Raw genomic sequence first — 16,657 nt, 5'->3', positions numbered from 1 at the left:
TTTGGGTTTTTCCCAATTCCTTAGCACCGGTTGGGGGAGTCAACCGTCCAGATTTCCAGCAAAAAAATCTCACATAAGGGGGGTGGGGAAGCATGCCAGTCAATGTTTCGAAGCTACAAAAACAACTGATGAGTCGAATTGATACTGACGATCTGATTGAAGTAGAGAAGGTTGAGCGTTATATCAGCCTGGTGAAATTAAATAAGCAGCTGGATAAAGAAATTAAAGCGCACGGCGCGACAGTTGTAACCGAAAATGGAGCACAGCGTTTTGTAAAAAGTCATCCTGCTGTTAATGACAAAATGAAAGTGAACGCACAAATGTTGGCTATTGAGAAATCATTTAATTTTATCAGTGAGGGAACCCACCCTCCGAATGGTGAAGATGATTATTCGGAAGCTGATTTAGTTTGATAAAAAATAAGTACGTTGATGAATATATCCATCTCTGGAAATCTGGAAAGATAAAACTGAATGAAGAGCGAATCATGCTAATTGAGTATTTGAAAAAGCATGTGCTTAGCCGTGACGATTTGTATTTTGATGACGAAATGATTGAGAACTGTATCCGGTTTGGTGAGAAGTGGTATTTCCCACTCGTCCCATTCGATAAGTTTCTCATTGCATTCGTCTTTTTATTTTTCAAAGGAAGTGGCCGGGTTTTTTACCGGAAACATCTTTGGCTCATTGCCCGGGGTGCAGGTAAAAACGGTTTAATTTCTGTCATCACTCATTTTCTGACTAGTCCGCTTCATGGCATTCCGGAATATAACGTTTCAATTGTGGCCAACTCCGAAGAACAGGCAAAGACATCATTTGACGAAACTTACAATGTGATAGGGCGCTCTGGTCCATTAAAGGCCATGTTCAGGAGAACTAAAACCGAAATCACATCAAAAAAGACAGGATCCATTTTAAAATTCCGGACATCCAATGGCGAAACAAAAGACGGATTGCGGGACGGCGCTGTTGTCTTTGATGAAATCCATCAGTATGAATCCAATAAAGATGTACGGGTTCATATCTCAGGACTTGGGAAGAAAGCGAATCCCCGTGAATTTTACATCGGTACTGATGGTTATGTTCGCGATGGTTTCCTGGATGGAATGAAAGAATTAGCCATGAAGGTTTTAAGAGGGGAAGCAAGATCTAATGCTGTTTTCCCTTATATCTGTAAGCTGGATAAAGAGGAAGAGGTCAACGACCCAGCTAATTGGGAAAAGGCAAATCCAATGCTGTGTCTTCCTAGAAGCGGGTATGCCCAGGGTCTATATGAAACAATTCTTGAAGAATACGAAAGCTTGGAAGACGATCCAAGTAACCGTGAAGAATTTATGACAAAGCGTATGAACTTGCCGGTTACAGATCTGGAACGTTCGGTTGCCAAGTGGGAAGAAATCGAGGCAACGAATCAAGAGATGCCAGATTTGTTAGGCAAAGAATGTATCGGCTGCTTAGACTTTGCGAGCATCCGGGACTTTGCTGCATGTGGTCTTTTATTTAAACATGATGGTAAATACCCCTTCATTACGCATTCTTTTGCTAGGAAAGAATTTGTAGATAAGTATTACAGCTATTCTAAAAAGCACGATGCCGAAATGGCTGGCAAGAAAAAATTTGCTCCAATCCGAAAATGGGAAGAACAAGGGCTCCTGACTGTTATTGATGAGGAGACCATTAATCCAAAGCACGTAGTGGATTGGTTTCTGGAAATGAGCAAGTTTTACACAATCAAGAAAATCATTGGGGATAACTTCCGGATGGAGGTACTTAAGGGGCCACTTCAAGAAGCTGGATTTGAAGTTGAAGTTATCCGGAGTCCTAAAGCCATTCACAGCCTGCTTGCTCCCCGTGTTGAACTTGGTTTCGCTAACCAGCAATTTATCTTTGGAGACAACCCTCTGATGCGCTGGTACACCAATAACGTCCTGGTGCGAATTAAACCGGATGGCAATAAGGAGTATTTGAAAAAAGAGGCTGTCCGCCGAAAAACAGACGGATTTCAGGCATTTGTATGTGGCCTTTATCGAATTGAGGAAATTCAAGAAGAGGCAGATTTTTATCTTGATGCAATTAGCTTTTAAAGGGGGTGAAGAAAATTGGGTTTTTAGATTTGATTTTTAAACGAAACAGTGAACTGGGAATTATGTTCGATGTGGAACTGCTACAGGATACATCAAAGCGGCTGCATATGAAGAAGCTGGCCATCGATATTTGCGCTTCTTTCCTCGGCAGAACCATAAGCCAATCAGAGTTCCGGGTGAAAGATGGCAAGGATTATGTTAAGGACGAACTCTATTACAAGCTCAATGTTCGGCCGAATAAAAATATGACAGCCAGCACATTTTGGCAAACGATCGTCACAAAGCTCATTTATGACAATGAGTGCCTAGTCATCGTTTCGGACGATGGGGATCTTTTGATTGCTGACGATTTTGAACACAGCGAATACGCTGTTTTGGAAGATATCTTTTCAAAAGTAAAAGTGAAAGGATATGAATTTAAAAGAACGTTCCGGCAGGGGGAGGTACTGCATTGGCGGTACAAAAATGAAGATTTAATTCCTCTAATCAACAGTCTTTTCGATGATTACGGTGAATTGTTTGGACGGGTATTGGCTGCCCAAAAAAGGAAGAACCAAATTCGTGGAACTGTCGATATGGATATGATCGGTGCCAAATCGGAGGAAATGGTAAAAAAGCTACAAGAATTTATTGATAAAGCTTATAAAGCTTTTAGTGATAAAGATGTTGCAATTGTTCCTCAACAAAAAGGCATCAAATATGATGAAAAGTTTAATGGTTCAGGCGCTGTTAGTGGTAATAGCGTAGATGAAATTAACAAGGTCACCAACGGTTTTTTAGACCAGGTTGCAATGGCAATAGGCATCCCGACCGGGTTGCTGCATGGAGATATGGCTGATGTTGAAAAGCAGACCAAAAACTATATGTTGTTCACCGTTAATCCTTTTCTCAAGAAGATTAAGGATGAAGGTAATTTTAAGTTTTTTGAACAAAATGAATACTTCGAGGGCAAAGAGTTGGAAGTGAAAGGCGTTTCCTATCAAAGTATTTTCGACCTTGCAACCAGTATTGATAAGCTTATTTCTTCCGGTGCCTTTACCGGTAATGAAATGCGCTTAGAGGCTGGGTATGAGAAGTCCGATGACCCTGAACTTGACAAGCACTACATCACGAAAAACTATCAGAAAATGAAAGCGGCTGAAGGAGGTGAGAATAAGTGACGGTTAAAATCGATATTAAGGGACCGATTGTCTCTAATGACGATGCTTGGATTTATGAATGGTTTGAGATGGATGCGACTTGGCCAAGGAAAATTATTGAGGCTCTGGATAATGCAAATGGAGAAGATGTCATCGTCTCTATTAATAGCCCTGGTGGTTATGTTTGGGACGGCTCAGAAATTTATACCGCCCTCAAAAATTACCCTGGTTATACAGAGTCCCAAATAGTAGGACTTGCTGCAAGTGCTGCTTCCTTTATTGCTACTGGTACAAAAAAAGTGCGCATAGCGCCCACTGGGCAAATGATGGTCCATAACGCATCCACAATCGGATTTGGTGATCACCGGGATATGACCAAAACAGCGGAAAGACTTAGAGTGACGGACAAAACCATTGTAAATGCCTATATGATAAAGACAGGCAAAACCGAAGAAGAACTGCTGAACATGATGGCTGAAGAAACATGGATGGGTCCACAGCAAGCTTTGGAAAATGGTTTTGTGGATGAAATCATGTTTATGGATACATCAGTTAAACTTGCTGCCTCGGCATCGGTGAACGGGTCTGGTCTGATTCCTCAAAAGGTGATTGATGGCCTTCGAAACAAAGTGATGAATGAGAAAAAGTCTGAGCCTGTTCCTTCCAATTTCGTGACTGAAGAAACATTAAGGCAAATGTTTGCTGAGTTCAAAAATGAGTTGAAAAACGAAGTTGCTCCACAAGAACCCAAAGAGCCTGAACAAGCACCAGCTGCAAAGCGGAACTTGAGCAGACTCTTTTTAAATTTATAAAACAAAATTAGAAACGAGGTAATAATTAATGACTATTAAATTTAAGAAAAATGAGACTTTTAACGAAGCAAAAACAAAACTTACAGCTGTACTCGCCAATGGCGAATCCACAGAGCAAGAGCAATCCCAAGCGTTTCAAAACTTTTTCGATGCGCTACAGGCCTCCGTAATTGATACTGTTCGTTCCCAAGTGAATGATGAAATGCTAGACCGTTCCATCCTTCAGCAGCGTGGTCAAAATGTTTTAACTTCCGAAGAAATGAAATTCTTCAATGCTGTTGTTCAAGATGGTGGATTTAAGGATGATTCCATCCTGCCGGTCACTACACAGGAACGCGTCTTCGAAGACCTAGTTAATGAGCATCCATTACTCGAAGCACTTGGCCTGCAAGATCTCGGTGCGGTTACAAAATATATCTATTCTGACCCAACCAAGGCATTCGTCTGGGGTGAACTGTTCGGCGATATTAAGGGCCAGGTAAACACTGCGTTCCGTTCCGAAACAATCAGCCAGCTCAAACTGACAGCATTCGCGGCAATTCCAAAAGATATGGAGGAACTTGGCCCTGAGTGGATCGAACGCTATGTCCGTACACTTTTGGTTGAGTGCATCTCTGTGGGCTTAGAATTCGGATTTGTTAATGGTGGCGGCGCAGTAAAGAGCCAGCCCGTAGGATTGATGAAGGATGTTAATCCTGATACAGGCGCGGTAACAGATAAAACTTCTTCTGGAATCCTGACTTTTGCACCTTCCGAAAGAGGAGAAGTTGTCGCAGGTGAACTGTACGGTGTGGTAAAAGCCCTATCTGAGGACTCAGAAGGAAAATCATTGAAGGTGAACAACAAGGTGGTTATGGTAGTAAACCCAGTGGATGCAATTGCCGTGCAATTCAGAAACACTATCCAGACTGCAAATGGCCAGTGGGTAATGGCTCTCCCTTATAACATTCAGGTAGTAGATTCTGAAGAGGTACCTGTTGGAAAAGCGGTGTTCTTTGTAAAAGGACGTTATCTTGCAGCAATCGCCGGCGCTTACAAACTGAATAAATTTGATCAGACACTTGCCTTGGAAGATGCAAATCTCTACACAATCAAGAAATTTGCCAATGGCAAGCCGAAGGACAACAAAGCAGCTCTTGTCTATGACCTGGACATTGATTTTAATGCAGCTCCAGCAGTCTAAAGGAGGTTATTCAGCATGGAACAGGAACACGAAGTAACTAATGATTTTAGGGACACGGAGGACGCCAACCACGTTTACAAGGTTGGCGATCCGTATCCAAGAGAAGGAGACTACAAGCCAACTAAAAAACGGATCGAAGAGCTTTCTAAAACACATCCGAAATATAAAGTGGCATTCATTAAAAAAGTCGCGGAAAAAGGCAAAAAGAAAAAAGATAAGGAGTGATGTAGGTGAGCATCACTCCCGAAATTTTAAAACAATTTAAAGACAGGATGCGCCTGGAGGATCATGAGGATGATAACTTGAAGCGCATCCTTTCTGCTTCTCATAAGCGATTATTAAAAGATTGCGGAGCTTATGACATTGAAAAGGACGAAGATTTCAAGGAACTCGTTTTTGAGCGGGCCCGTTATGCATATAACGATGCATTGGAATTTTTCTCACAAAACTTTCTGACAGAAATTAATAGCCTGGCTATTTCAAAGGCGCTGGAAGGAATTGAAGGTGATACCGATGCGTCCAAAATATAAACCCAAGAAAAACACGGGATTATTAAAGCATCGGGTCACTTTTTTGAAACCTCCGGGAGAAGTGATCGGCGGATGGCCGGCACAGGAATGGGCGGAATATGTCACAGTGTGGGCTGGCATTGAAACACAAAAAGGCAGACGGGTATTCGAGGCGGCAGCCGTACAGATGCAGGACCTAAAAAAAATAAGTATCCGGTACCGGGCCGACTTGAACGACACGATGAGAATTCGTCACAAAGGACAGGACTACGAAATTATATCCATGATGAATGATGACGAAAACAATGAATGGTACACCATCCTCGTCCGGGAGGTGCTGTAGATGGAAGTTGAAGTCAAGGGATTGGAAGAGATTTTGAAGAATCTGGCAAGGATGAATGTGGAAGAGGAACTTGAAAACAAAGCTTTAAATAAAGCTGGCGAAATCACTAGGGATGCAATAAGAATTGAGGCTCCAGTAAAACGAGGAATACTTAAAGAAAATATTAAATTGAAGCGTCCAAAAAATGGTGAAGTTCTTGTCCATACAGATAAAGCGTACCATGCTCATCTAATAGAGGGCGGAAGAAGTGGTGGTTCCACAATGGCTATGAAAAAAGGGAAGCTTCAACGTGTTACTTGGGGACCAATGGCACCAAACCCATTTTTTACTCGAGGCTTTGAAACCAGTAAAGGCCCAGCGAAAGACGCGATGATAACGGAACTTAAAAAGGGGCTAGGGCTATGAGGGACATGGTTGAGTTTGTTACATCCACACTTTCAAGTGTCGGGGTGCCGGTTTCGTTTCAAGTTTCCCCAGCCGGAGCTACGACCCCTAGTCAATACGTTACTTTTTTAGAGTATTTTACAGGAGCGGACTTGGAAGCAGCTGATAAAGAAGTGACAACAGAAAGGCTTATCCAGGTGAATGTATGGTCAAAGTCTAATTATACACAGCTTGTTAACAATGTGAGGACAACATTAGAACAGGCTGGATTTGAGAGAACATCCGAATTTGACGGGCCTTATTCAGATGGTGATAGCCATTTTAATAAAGTATTAAGGTTTAAGTTTGTGGATGAATATTAAGGAGGTACACACATGACGCCAGTAAAAGAAAAAGTGCAAAAAGTAAGTCTGAAGCGGCTGCACTACGCTGTGATGACGGACGAGTCTAATGAGACACACGGTGAGGTTAAAACTCTTACAATGCCTATTGAATTGACATTGACGCCAAACTTCTCCGAAGCAACCTTCGATGCCGGGGATCGGGTTGTCGCGAATGAAGTTCAATTCGATACAATTTCCATCACCGGTTCGGTTGCGGATCTGCCGACGGAGGTACAGGCTGACTGGTATGGGCATGAGCTGTCAGATGAGAAAGGCCTTATTATGAATGTCAATGACAATCCAAATTACCTGGCTGTGGGATTTGAAAGCGGGTCTAAGTTGGTATGGCTTTACAAAGCAAAATTTAAGCCGACAGAAGAGGCAAACACTACGAAGCGAAAAGGTGAAATTGCTTACAAGCAGTCAGGATTCAGCGGAGAGGCTATCCCTTTGGAAGATGGGCTGTTAAAATACTCTGTCCGCACGGATGATGACGGAGTAACAGTAACCCCCGAAACATTCTTTGCCACTGTCAAAAAGCCTAACGTTACACCAGCGCCGTAAGAAAAGGGAGGTCCAGCACCTCCTTTTTTATTTTTATTTGGAGGGAAAATGAATGCAAATCACGTTAAACATAGATGGCAAGGAAAAAACATATACCAATGACTTTGTAAAAGCACGTATTTTCAAGAATGCGCTCAAATTGAACAAAGAGATGAAATCAATCAAGGAAATATCAGAGGAACTTTTTGATAAGTTGGTTGAATTTGTGGTAGTTGCCTTTGACAGACAATTCACAGTTGATGAAGTATGGGATGGTCTGGCGGTAGCTGACTTACAGTCCGAAGCCATGCGAATATTCAACGAGGTTTTGAGTCTCGGAGGTTTGCAGATTGAAAGTGACGAGGGAAACGAACCGGGGAAGTAACGGACTTTGACGGATATGCCTGGATAAAGGACTGGTATCGAGAGCGTATGCGTGAAGGTTACAAGCTTCCCGAAATCGATGGAATGGACATTAAATTTTGGCTTGAATTGAGCATAGTTGAACCGGAATATATCACAGCGGACGAGTTAGATTGGCTGTAAAAGGCAGGTGAGTTACATGGCTGAAATCGGCAGCTTATCGGTTTCCTTATCGTTAGATGCGTCTAATTTTAATGGCAGCATAGCACAAGTGGACAGAAATTTGAAGTCAATGGGGTCCGAATTAAAGGCAGTTAAAGCTAAAGGCGGCGATTATGGAAAAAGCCTTGATGGACTAACATCTAAAAAAGATATCCTCTCCCGTTCCCTCGAAGCATCTAAAATCAAACTTACCGAAACACGAAAAAAATATGATGAGATGGTCGAGAGCGGAAAAGCAAATGAAGCTCAGCTGGAAAGACAGGCCAAAAAGGTTAACGATGCTCAGGCGCAATTTAATCGACTGGAAGCCGAGTTAAAAGATGTGGATGCAGCGTTAAAAATCCAATCCTCTTCGTGGACACAATTTTCGGAGAAGTTAGCCCCAATCGGCTCGAAACTTACTGCAGTTGGCGATAAGATGACATCGATTGGCAAAGATCTATCGATGAAGGTAACAGCCCCAATCGTAGGTTTGGGAACAGCTGCGTTTAAAGCGGCGGTGGATTTTGAAAGCGCCTTTGCTGGCGTTAGAAAAACGGTTGATACCAGCGAAGAAGGATTTAAAAAGTTGGAAAAAGGCATCAGGGATATGGCGAAAGAATTGCCAACCAGTGCTAATGATATAGCTGCGGTTGCAGAATCGGCAGGCCAGTTGGGTATTGCCGAAGAAAGCATACTATCGTTCTCCAGGACGATTATCGACCTGGGCGAATCCACAAACTTAACACGTGAACAGGCAGCATCAGAATTTGCTCGTTTTGCCAACATTGTTGGGATGAGTCAAAATGATTTTAGCAAATTAGGAAGTTCCGTTGTAGCGCTTGGAAACAATATGGCCACTACTGAAGCGGAAATCATGTCAATGGCCATGCGATTGGCCGCGCAAGGAAAACAGGTTGGCCTATCAGAAGCGCAGATCATGGCCTTAGCCGGTACTATGTCTTCCCTTGGAATCGAGGCCGAGGCTGGCGGTACAGCAATGACAACGGTCCTTAAAAAGATTCAGTCTGCTGTTGATTTAGGCGGGACAGATTTAAAGAACTTTGCAAAAGCATCCGGTATGACTGCAGATCAATTTAAAAAGGCGTTTAAAGAAGATGCAATATCAGCCCTGGATACCTTTATAAAAGGACTGTCAAAGTCCGCCGGGGAAGGTGAGAACCTAACTGCAATCTTAGATAATTTGGGCATTAAAGGTATTCGGGAATCCGATACAATCCTTCGTATGGCAGGGGCATCTGATTTATTATCAAGTGCCGTAGAAACATCAACAAAAGCTTGGAAAGAAAATAACGCTTTAACAAATGAGGCTAAGCAACGTTATAAAACCACTGCATCCCAAATCAAAATCATGTGGAACCAAATTAAGGATTTGGGCATTGAAATGGGCGGCCATTTAATCCCCATCGTAAAAGATGGAATAGAAAAGTTGCAACCTCTTGTAAAATCATTTGGGGATGCAGACGATAAAACAAAAAAACTTATTTTAACAGTCGGAGGTTTGGTTGCGGCAGCAGGACCATTGCTTGTAATTGGCGGAACCATCATGAGCGGAATAGGCGGGACTATTACAGCCGTATCAACTCTTACAGGTGCAATTGGTGCAGGTGGAGGATTAGCGGCAACATTAACTGCTTTATCAGGTCCAGTCGGCTGGACAATCGGTGGCATTGCTCTATTAACTGGCGCCATCATTGGCGTTAAAACGGTAATTGATAATAAAAATGAAGCCGTTAAAAAAGCAGCTGAGGTCAACCTTGAACACGCTGAGTCTCTAATGGCGGAACAGCAGGAATTAGAGGGTCTTTCAGAAAAATATAATGGTTTAAAAGATAAAAATAAGTTGTCCAATGATGAACTGCTCAGGTATCTCGACATACAAGATCAGTTAAAATTTGCGACCACAGCAGAAGAAGTTAAAAAACTAACTGATGAACAAGGGGCTTTGCAAAAGAAATCAGGGCTGTCTAATGAAGAACTGTCCGAAATGCTCGGCCTTAACGATCAGCTAATTAAAAAGGTCCCCGATGTGGACGTAGCTTTGTCGGATCACGGAAATGCCATCATCGGGAATGCGGACGCGATAGGTGTTGCCAACGAAAAGCTGAGGGAAAATATCAGGCTAGAGTTGGAGAATCAGCGCATAAAGGCGGAAGCGAAGCTTGACCAAAACATTAGAAATTATATAACGGCTTTGGATGAACTGAAGGCAAAGGAACAGGAAAGGGACGAAGCGGTTAGAACCAGAAATGAAACTGAAAAAACTATTGCTCAACTCAGAATAGATGCTCAGAAGCAACTCAACCAAGGAAAAGACCAAGAGGCCGAAAAGACAATCGAGGAGATTGCCAGACAAGAAATGGCACTGAACGCCCAAAACTTCAAAGTCACTGCAATAGCTGATGAGGTAGGGCAAAAGCAAAAGAGCGTCGAAAAAACGGAAAAGGAAATTCAGAAAACCAAAGACCTCTACGCTAAAATGATTGACCTGCAGTTGGCACATGCAGGAATCAATAAGACGGGCGAAGAAGGAATAAAGCAGCTTGATAGCGCCATTACCAAGACGCAGACTCGCATAAATGAATTGAATAATACCAAGAGGGCTCAGGGCGGCCTCAATTCGGAACAGCAAAAAGAGCTGGACAATTTAAATAAGGCCCTTGGTCTTTACCAGAATGCCAAAGGAGAAATACAAAAAATCCAAGGCGAACAATCAACGGTGAATAGACGCATTGACGAGGGGACTGGAAAAGCATCCGCCATGACAAAAGAACTGGGAAAAGGAGTCACAAAAAATGTCAATGTGGATGACAAGGGAAAGGCTGACGATCTAAACACGAAAGTCAGCAAAGCGATAACAAAAAAGGTCACGTTGAGCGCGGTATGGACAGGAATCAAGGCGGGATTAAAAGCCGCACTCCCCAACTTCTTTGCTCAGGGTACAAGGTTCGCGCCTGGCGGACTGGCGGTTGTTGGTGAAGCTGGCCGAGAACTGATGAGCATCGGTGGCGGATTATATTTGGCTAATAGTCCGAGCTTAGTAAATCTTCCTACAGGTGCCAAGGTAATTCCTAATCACGATACGGAAGCAATTCTTAGAAAATGGAATGTGCCTTTTATGGCGTCCGGCGGTACCGTGCTAAATTCCGGGGTTGCCTACGTTGGAGAAAGAGGCCGTGAGTTGATTGATTTAGGAACTGGCGGGGGTAGCAAACAACTGGTCGATTTGTTGGCTGAACAAAACAGGATCCTTTATAAGCTTTTAAATAAAAATCAAGATGTGTATATCAGCGGTGATAAAGTTGCAGAAGTTGTAAATTCGGAAAATGCAATTGCTGGCCTGACAAAATACTTTTAAGGAGGACGCGTATGTTTGTAGTTTATGATGAGCAAATGATCAAAAAAGAATTTCCACCAGGCGCGCGTCCTCTTGATATTTTTATATCCTCCATAATCAGCAAAAGAATTAGAAATGAGGTCGAAGGTAAACACGGTTATGTGGATAAAGGGCGCTTATTTTCCACAAGAGATATTGAAGTAAGCATTGGAATGAAAGCTTATGACGCAAAAGATTATCGTTTCCTAAGAGATAACATTTATTCGTTCTTCAGTGAAAATGAATTTATGTATATATCTGAATTACACCAGTCGGGAAAACGCTACAAAGTAAGTATGGTTGAATGGTTCTTACCCGAACGGCTTACGAAAAGAGCAGCAACGGCAAGATTCGGCTTGGAACTGTTTGAGCTTCCCTTCGCCGAATCAATCGGGAAAACTGCCGACATCCAGCGTGATGGAATTGACTCCAATAAAGAGCTGTGGGGTCCTGGAATGGGCTTAATATCCGATGATGATAGTTTAGTATACACGCACACCGCAAACCAGTTCCGGATATATAACGCTGGTGATGTGCCGATACATCCATTTGAACAAGATTTAAAAATCACCATAAGCGAAGTGCAGGGATCAACATCATTTTTAGAATTGAAGAATGATACAAACGGTTCAGTATTTCGAGTAAATGAAACCGTGAACAGCTCCCAAGTTATCGTCATTGATGGCCCGAATATCACATCAAACAGCTTGCAGTTTTTGCGAAAAACAAACAGGAAATTTATAGAGCTCGCTCCTGGCTGGAATGACTTTACTGTTACGGGAGCCACAAGCGCCAAAGTAGATTTTGATTTTAGATTTTATTACTTATAAGGAGGGCGGTGTGAATGAAATACAGAACACTTGGAACTATATTTAATCGCATTTTTCGAAATGATCTTAATAAAAACTTCGAGGACATTGATGCAGATATCAAGCGATTAGGGGCCGGTGCCCAGCAAGCCGTTGAAGCGGCAAGCGAAGCTGAAACCCAGGCTGTCTATGCAGCTGATCGTGGTGATTATGCAGATGAAAAAGGCTTATATGCATCCAATCAGGGGGACTATGCCAAGGCCCAAGGGAATCATGCCAAAACACAGGGGGACTATGCTAAGGCAGTAGGAGACACAGCAAAAACGAACTGGAAGGGACCGGTTAATAACTTTGCCGCTATTGCTACCACATATCCTAATCCGGTTTTAGGGGATACGGTACAGACATTGGATAACGGTTATGTATATCGTTATGACGGTTTAAAATGGGAGTTTACCCAGGGGTATTCTGCTACGGCTCTGGCAAATGTTAATGCGCAGTTGGCACAAAATGCGAAAAAACTAGATTATAGACAAAAACAGGCAAGGTATTACGCAGCTTTTCTAAATAAATTAGGATTAAAAACAGCTTTTAAAATCGTTGCTCAAGGAGATAGTTTGACATATGGGCAAGATACGTATTCTCCGGATAAACGAGCCGCAAACAGCGACCCCACGATGGACTCTCAATCAAACAGCACTGTGACACAAGCAGGCAAAACCTATCCAGAAGCTATGCAAGAACATTTAAGGAGTATTTATGGTAGTTCTATTGCAACTGTAGTAAATCGTGGTGTTCCAGGTCATTATGCAGACGCATCTAAAAACAAATGGAGCACTAATCCGAGTGCGGATTTACACTTAATTATGTTAGGCACGAACGATTCAACTGCTGGGACTCCAAGTGATAAAAAGCAAAAAATAGATGCTTATGTAAATGATATGTGCTTACTTATTGAGCAGATAATTGATTTTGGTTCGGCTGTAGTATTGTTGACCCCACCTAAAATTAGTCAAGGTGGCGCACATCCTTGGCTAGAATCTTATAGGGAAGCTCTACACAGTATTGGGTATATCTATGGTATTCCAGTAATTAATACAGATGACTTTCTCGATGGGCATGATATGATATCTGTCCAAGCTGACGACCCCGCAACGGGGCAAAGCCCTGACGATCTAACTCACTTTAATACTAAGGGTTATACCATAATCGGCACAAAAATTGCTGGATTGTTCGTAGGGACTAAGAATTTGTTAAACCCTTATAAAGTGACCAATGACTCTATTTTATCCGTTGAAGGTGACGGAATAGGGTATGTAACGGACGGTGCTATTGGCGGTGACAACGCTTCACCGCTAGGCGTATGGTCTAATAAATATGGTTCAAGAGTCAACCTTGCAGCAGGGCAAAAGTTTACGACAACATTCTATACAGATAATGAAAACTTACTGTTAATTCCTATTTTTACTGCAGGTGCTAATTCACGGGCTGAAGTAAAGGTTAATTTCGGTTCTGAACAACCTTACATCGAATCATCCTTTATGATTAACGGTGCCGATAGATTTGCTGTAACCCAACCGCCGTCAGTTTATACATTTGCTTTAGGCTCAAAGTTAGACTTAACAGCATTTAATGCTTTGGTTAAAGGAGACATCGGCACTAAAGTTATACACCTGACAGGCAAAGGATTCCAAACTATAACAGTATCGAACATAGGTACAGCCGATTCTTTGAGTTTCTATGGATTTATCGTATATGGCTATAGGGAGTTCATTTCAGAAAGACAGAAATCCAAAGCAACAGTTACAACTAATGTAGTAGTACCAGCAGGCGCTTATATAACTGTAGAAGTCAGTTTACCTGGAATAACTACTGCGAGTGCCATTTCAATTTCTCCAAGATGGGGAGTACGTGGCGATGTGGTTTATGGTGCGTTTTGTACTAATGCTGATAAACTTACCATTTGGATTAAGAACTTTAGTGCGTCAGATTATACTGCCGATAGAGAATGGGTTGTTTCGTATCAATAGTTGCGCTATCGGAATCAATTGCGCACTAATAAGCAGAATAAAAAAAGAGCAATCGGGGTGATCCGGCTGCTCTTTTTGTGTAGGGAGGTGAACCAATGTTTGTCCGAAATTTAACCGGCGATGAATTTCCTGTCCAGGCGACGATTACCAATGAATCCGAATTAAACGGAAATCGCTCACTATCGGCTGTCATTCATGCCAATAAGGTAAACAACCTCTTTATTAACAATCTATCAGAAATGTGGGAAATCAGCGACCTGGATGAGGTTGTTCATAAAATTATATTCGCTCGGAAAAAAGGAGAAGGCAATAAGCAAACCATAGATATTAAAGCAATTCCCCTCTTCTTTGATATCCTGGACTCCAATAGGATTTACGAGGAATATAACGAGAGCATGACCGCAAATCAGGCTTTCGATTTAATCTTTGCCGGGACAGGCTTTAATTTCGTCCTAGTAGATTCATTCCTTGCTGTCCAATGGGAGGGGTTCGGCAAGGGAGAAACAAAACTGTCATCCTTTAAACGGGCCCTTAACCGATATCGTGCCGAATTCAGGTTATCCGGGAATACAGTTTATCTCCACACGCAAATAGGCCGAGATACCAGCATTATGTATCGCCACAAGCTCAATGCCTCTAATATCGTCATGGAAATGGATGCTTCAGCCTTTTGGACGCACGCTAAAGGATTCGGTGACTATGATGAGGGGGATGAGAAAAATGCCAAGTTAAAACGTGAATACACGTCTCCATTGGCACAAATTCCCGGCATTGGCATGAGGCACGCTCCTCCTATATATGATGGCAGGGTGAAGGATGCTTCAACAATGGATGCAGCACTTAAAGATCTGGTGGACAACTCTCTGAAAATCAGCGTCTCAGCTGACATACATGATTTGACAAAACAAGGATACCCTATCGCCCAATCGGAACTTGGCGACAGGGTATTTTTAATTGATGAACGAATTGGACTAAATGACGAGGTTCGCGTCGTCGAGCAGTCCATTACCCGTAATTGGCGCGGGGAGATTTTAGACATTGCTCTCACCTTTGGCACTGAACCCCTCGTCAAGCGTCACCAATCTGACTTGCAAACAGCTATCGACCGCATCAATGAGTTGATAGAAGGCCGTGGGAAGTTGCCATTTAACGCACTGGACGATTGGGTTATTATCACTACCAAAGCGTTGCTGTCCGCCCAGACAGAACTCATATTTGGAAATGGGATTATCGGACAGTCAAAAATCGACCCGAATCGATTAACCCTTTTAAATTCAGAAGGATTTGGCATTAGTAAAGATGGTGGAAATACATTTGTCGAAGCTATTACGGCAGATGGATTTAATTTATCTGCTGGTGCTATTGGGCAACTAGACGCAAACAATATTCGTATAGGAGCAGGTTCAACTTTTGAAAATGGATATGATCCATCAAAGATAGAAGTTGGTGGTAGGAATCTAGTACCGTACAGTAAAATAGGTGAAACTTCTAGTGCTTATGGGTTTGGACACAGGCAATTAACGGTGGATTTAATAGAGGGCGAAACCTATACAATCACTGTGAATGGCAGAGTGGATCAACAGGCATTAAATGATGGAAAATGGTTGGAAATTTATCTGTGGGAACCGACTTGGGTTAAAGGTGTAAAGACATTATCCATAACGTCAACAACGGACACTACTGTATCGGCACAGTGGGTTGCAACGTGGACTGGCAGATATAATATTACATTCTACTTGTATCCTAGTGAGGGAAGCCGTTTAGGTAAAGCTACTGTAAATTGGGTTAAGGTTGAAAAAGGAAATAAAGCGACAGACTGGACTCCTGCACCGGAAGATGTAGAAGCTGATGCAACAGCAAAAGCCAATGCTGCTGGACAGGCGGTTCGCGAGGACTTGCGATTGACGGCACCCTTACCTACAAGTTTAGACTTGGGACAACATGGTGTTCGAGCAAGCAATCCTGATGGCACCAGATACTTACAACTTGATTATCGTGGAGGATATGTTAAAAAAGGTGCTTTTACAGTAGAACGTGACGATGGTTTTATAACTATGATTGATGGAAAATTAAATCAAGCGTATGACATATTCGGTTCGGACCCACCATTTGTTATTGATGCAAGAGTAAACGGTCGATACTTCCAGATGAATGATGGTGTCTGGTCATCAATTTGCCAGGTCTATACCTTTGAACGGAAAGCACGATATGTCAAATTACAAATTTTCCTAGCCTCTGAAACAGGAGCTTTAGTTTACTTCTTTGTAACACCAACGAGCAACCAGGATGTATGGCTTGCGTCAGCGAGTACGAACGCAATTGTGGGTTCACCATCCGAACATTGGCTAACACTCGATTTAGGTGTACCTGACGGCAGCGAGTACGCTATCTATTGCAAAATGCAAACAACGGATATTAATTGTTTTGCGCAAAGTAGGGTTGTCAGGATTAAACAGACTGATTTCTTGTAAAAGGAGG

The 16,657-nt window shown here is 42.5% G+C and carries 16 protein-coding genes; all 16 read left to right on the top strand.

From position 1 onward, the window contains the following. The first annotated feature begins 92 nt into the window (after nt 1-92). A complete protein-coding gene (locus A8F94_RS18800) occupies nt 93-413 on the top strand; it encodes a P27 family phage terminase small subunit (RefSeq protein ID WP_066203941.1) in 321 nt (106 codons plus the stop codon). Further along, entirely contained in the window at nt 410-2,083 is a 1,674-nt protein-coding gene (locus tag A8F94_RS18795; protein ID WP_066203939.1) for a terminase TerL endonuclease subunit, read from the top strand. Before A8F94_RS18800 ends, A8F94_RS18795 begins: the two co-directional genes overlap by 4 nt. A gap of 62 nt (nt 2,084-2,145) precedes the next feature. After that, a complete protein-coding gene (locus A8F94_RS18790; protein WP_066204088.1) occupies nt 2,146-3,243 on the top strand; it encodes a phage portal protein in 1,098 nt (365 codons plus the stop codon). Continuing rightward, the gene (locus A8F94_RS18785; RefSeq protein WP_066203937.1) at nt 3,240-4,034 is read left to right on the top strand and encodes a head maturation protease, ClpP-related; all 795 of its coding nucleotides are present in this window, start codon (nt 3,240-3,242) and stop codon (nt 4,032-4,034) included. The genes A8F94_RS18790 and A8F94_RS18785 overlap by 4 nt, the downstream gene beginning before the upstream one ends. A 28-nt stretch (nt 4,035-4,062) precedes the next feature. After that, nucleotides 4,063-5,217, top strand: coding sequence for a phage major capsid family protein (locus tag A8F94_RS18780; RefSeq protein WP_066203935.1), 1,155 nt, complete (start codon nt 4,063-4,065; stop codon nt 5,215-5,217). Between the two features lie 15 nt (nt 5,218-5,232). Then, nucleotides 5,233-5,442 (top strand): hypothetical protein, encoded by a 210-nt coding sequence (locus A8F94_RS18775; protein ID WP_066203932.1) that lies wholly within the window; start codon nt 5,233-5,235, stop codon nt 5,440-5,442. Between the two features lie 47 nt (nt 5,443-5,489). Beyond that, complete coding sequence (locus tag A8F94_RS18770) at nt 5,490-5,747, top strand: hypothetical protein (protein ID WP_066204087.1); 258 nt, start codon at nt 5,490-5,492, stop codon at nt 5,745-5,747. Beyond that, nucleotides 5,731-6,069: a phage head closure protein gene (locus tag A8F94_RS18765; RefSeq protein WP_066203929.1), complete on the top strand. Its 339-nt coding sequence runs from the start codon at nt 5,731-5,733 to the stop codon at nt 6,067-6,069. Before A8F94_RS18770 ends, A8F94_RS18765 begins: the two co-directional genes overlap by 17 nt. Continuing rightward, nucleotides 6,070-6,474, top strand: coding sequence for an HK97-gp10 family putative phage morphogenesis protein (locus A8F94_RS18760; RefSeq protein ID WP_066203926.1), 405 nt, complete (start codon nt 6,070-6,072; stop codon nt 6,472-6,474). Beyond that, nucleotides 6,471-6,815 (top strand): hypothetical protein, encoded by a 345-nt coding sequence (locus A8F94_RS18755; RefSeq protein ID WP_077247812.1) that lies wholly within the window; start codon nt 6,471-6,473, stop codon nt 6,813-6,815. The genes A8F94_RS18760 and A8F94_RS18755 overlap by 4 nt, the downstream gene beginning before the upstream one ends. A gap of 12 nt (nt 6,816-6,827) precedes the next feature. Further along, complete coding sequence (locus tag A8F94_RS18750; protein ID WP_066203923.1) at nt 6,828-7,400, top strand: major tail protein; 573 nt, start codon at nt 6,828-6,830, stop codon at nt 7,398-7,400. Nucleotides 7,401-7,452: 52 nt separating this feature from the next. Then, the gene (gpG, locus tag A8F94_RS18745) at nt 7,453-7,764 is read left to right on the top strand and encodes a phage tail assembly chaperone G (protein WP_066203920.1); all 312 of its coding nucleotides are present in this window, start codon (nt 7,453-7,455) and stop codon (nt 7,762-7,764) included. Nucleotides 7,765-7,941: 177 nt separating this feature from the next. After that, on the top strand, nt 7,942-11,322 hold the full coding sequence (locus tag A8F94_RS18740) for a phage tail tape measure protein (protein ID WP_066203918.1): 3,381 nt from the start codon (nt 7,942-7,944) through the stop codon (nt 11,320-11,322). 11 nt (nt 11,323-11,333) lie between these two features. Beyond that, nucleotides 11,334-12,170: a phage tail domain-containing protein gene (locus A8F94_RS18735; protein WP_066203915.1), complete on the top strand. Its 837-nt coding sequence runs from the start codon at nt 11,334-11,336 to the stop codon at nt 12,168-12,170. Between the two features lie 14 nt (nt 12,171-12,184). Beyond that, nucleotides 12,185-14,179, top strand: coding sequence for an SGNH/GDSL hydrolase family protein (locus A8F94_RS18730; protein WP_066203912.1), 1,995 nt, complete (start codon nt 12,185-12,187; stop codon nt 14,177-14,179). Between the two features lie 95 nt (nt 14,180-14,274). After that, nucleotides 14,275-16,650 (top strand): phage tail protein, encoded by a 2,376-nt coding sequence (locus A8F94_RS18725; RefSeq protein WP_066203909.1) that lies wholly within the window; start codon nt 14,275-14,277, stop codon nt 16,648-16,650. Nucleotides 16,651-16,657 lie beyond the last annotated feature (7 nt).

Origin of the sequence: Bacillus sp. FJAT-27225 (assembly GCF_001685025.1) — a bacterium.
Classification (GTDB): Bacteria; Bacillota; Bacilli; order Bacillales; family Cytobacillaceae; genus Bacillus_D.
This window is presented reverse-complemented; position numbering and strand designations above follow the sequence as displayed.

Coding starts and splice junctions, on each gene's coding strand:
- A8F94_RS18800 (WP_066203941.1), top strand. CDS start 93: ATGCCAGTCAATGTTTCGAAGCTACAAAAACAACTGATGAGTCGAATT.
- A8F94_RS18790 (WP_066204088.1), top strand. CDS start 2,146: ATGTTCGATGTGGAACTGCTACAGGATACATCAAAGCGGCTGCATATG.
- A8F94_RS18780 (WP_066203935.1), top strand. CDS start 4,063: ATGACTATTAAATTTAAGAAAAATGAGACTTTTAACGAAGCAAAAACA.
- A8F94_RS18775 (WP_066203932.1), top strand. CDS start 5,233: ATGGAACAGGAACACGAAGTAACTAATGATTTTAGGGACACGGAGGAC.
- A8F94_RS18770 (WP_066204087.1), top strand. CDS start 5,490: ATGCGCCTGGAGGATCATGAGGATGATAACTTGAAGCGCATCCTTTCT.
- A8F94_RS18765 (WP_066203929.1), top strand. CDS start 5,731: ATGCGTCCAAAATATAAACCCAAGAAAAACACGGGATTATTAAAGCAT.
- A8F94_RS18760 (WP_066203926.1), top strand. CDS start 6,070: ATGGAAGTTGAAGTCAAGGGATTGGAAGAGATTTTGAAGAATCTGGCA.
- A8F94_RS18755 (WP_077247812.1), top strand. CDS start 6,471: ATGAGGGACATGGTTGAGTTTGTTACATCCACACTTTCAAGTGTCGGG.
- A8F94_RS18750 (WP_066203923.1), top strand. CDS start 6,828: ATGACGCCAGTAAAAGAAAAAGTGCAAAAAGTAAGTCTGAAGCGGCTG.
- gpG (WP_066203920.1), top strand. CDS start 7,453: ATGCAAATCACGTTAAACATAGATGGCAAGGAAAAAACATATACCAAT.
- A8F94_RS18740 (WP_066203918.1), top strand. CDS start 7,942: ATGGCTGAAATCGGCAGCTTATCGGTTTCCTTATCGTTAGATGCGTCT.
- A8F94_RS18735 (WP_066203915.1), top strand. CDS start 11,334: ATGTTTGTAGTTTATGATGAGCAAATGATCAAAAAAGAATTTCCACCA.
- A8F94_RS18730 (WP_066203912.1), top strand. CDS start 12,185: ATGAAATACAGAACACTTGGAACTATATTTAATCGCATTTTTCGAAAT.
- A8F94_RS18725 (WP_066203909.1), top strand. CDS start 14,275: ATGTTTGTCCGAAATTTAACCGGCGATGAATTTCCTGTCCAGGCGACG.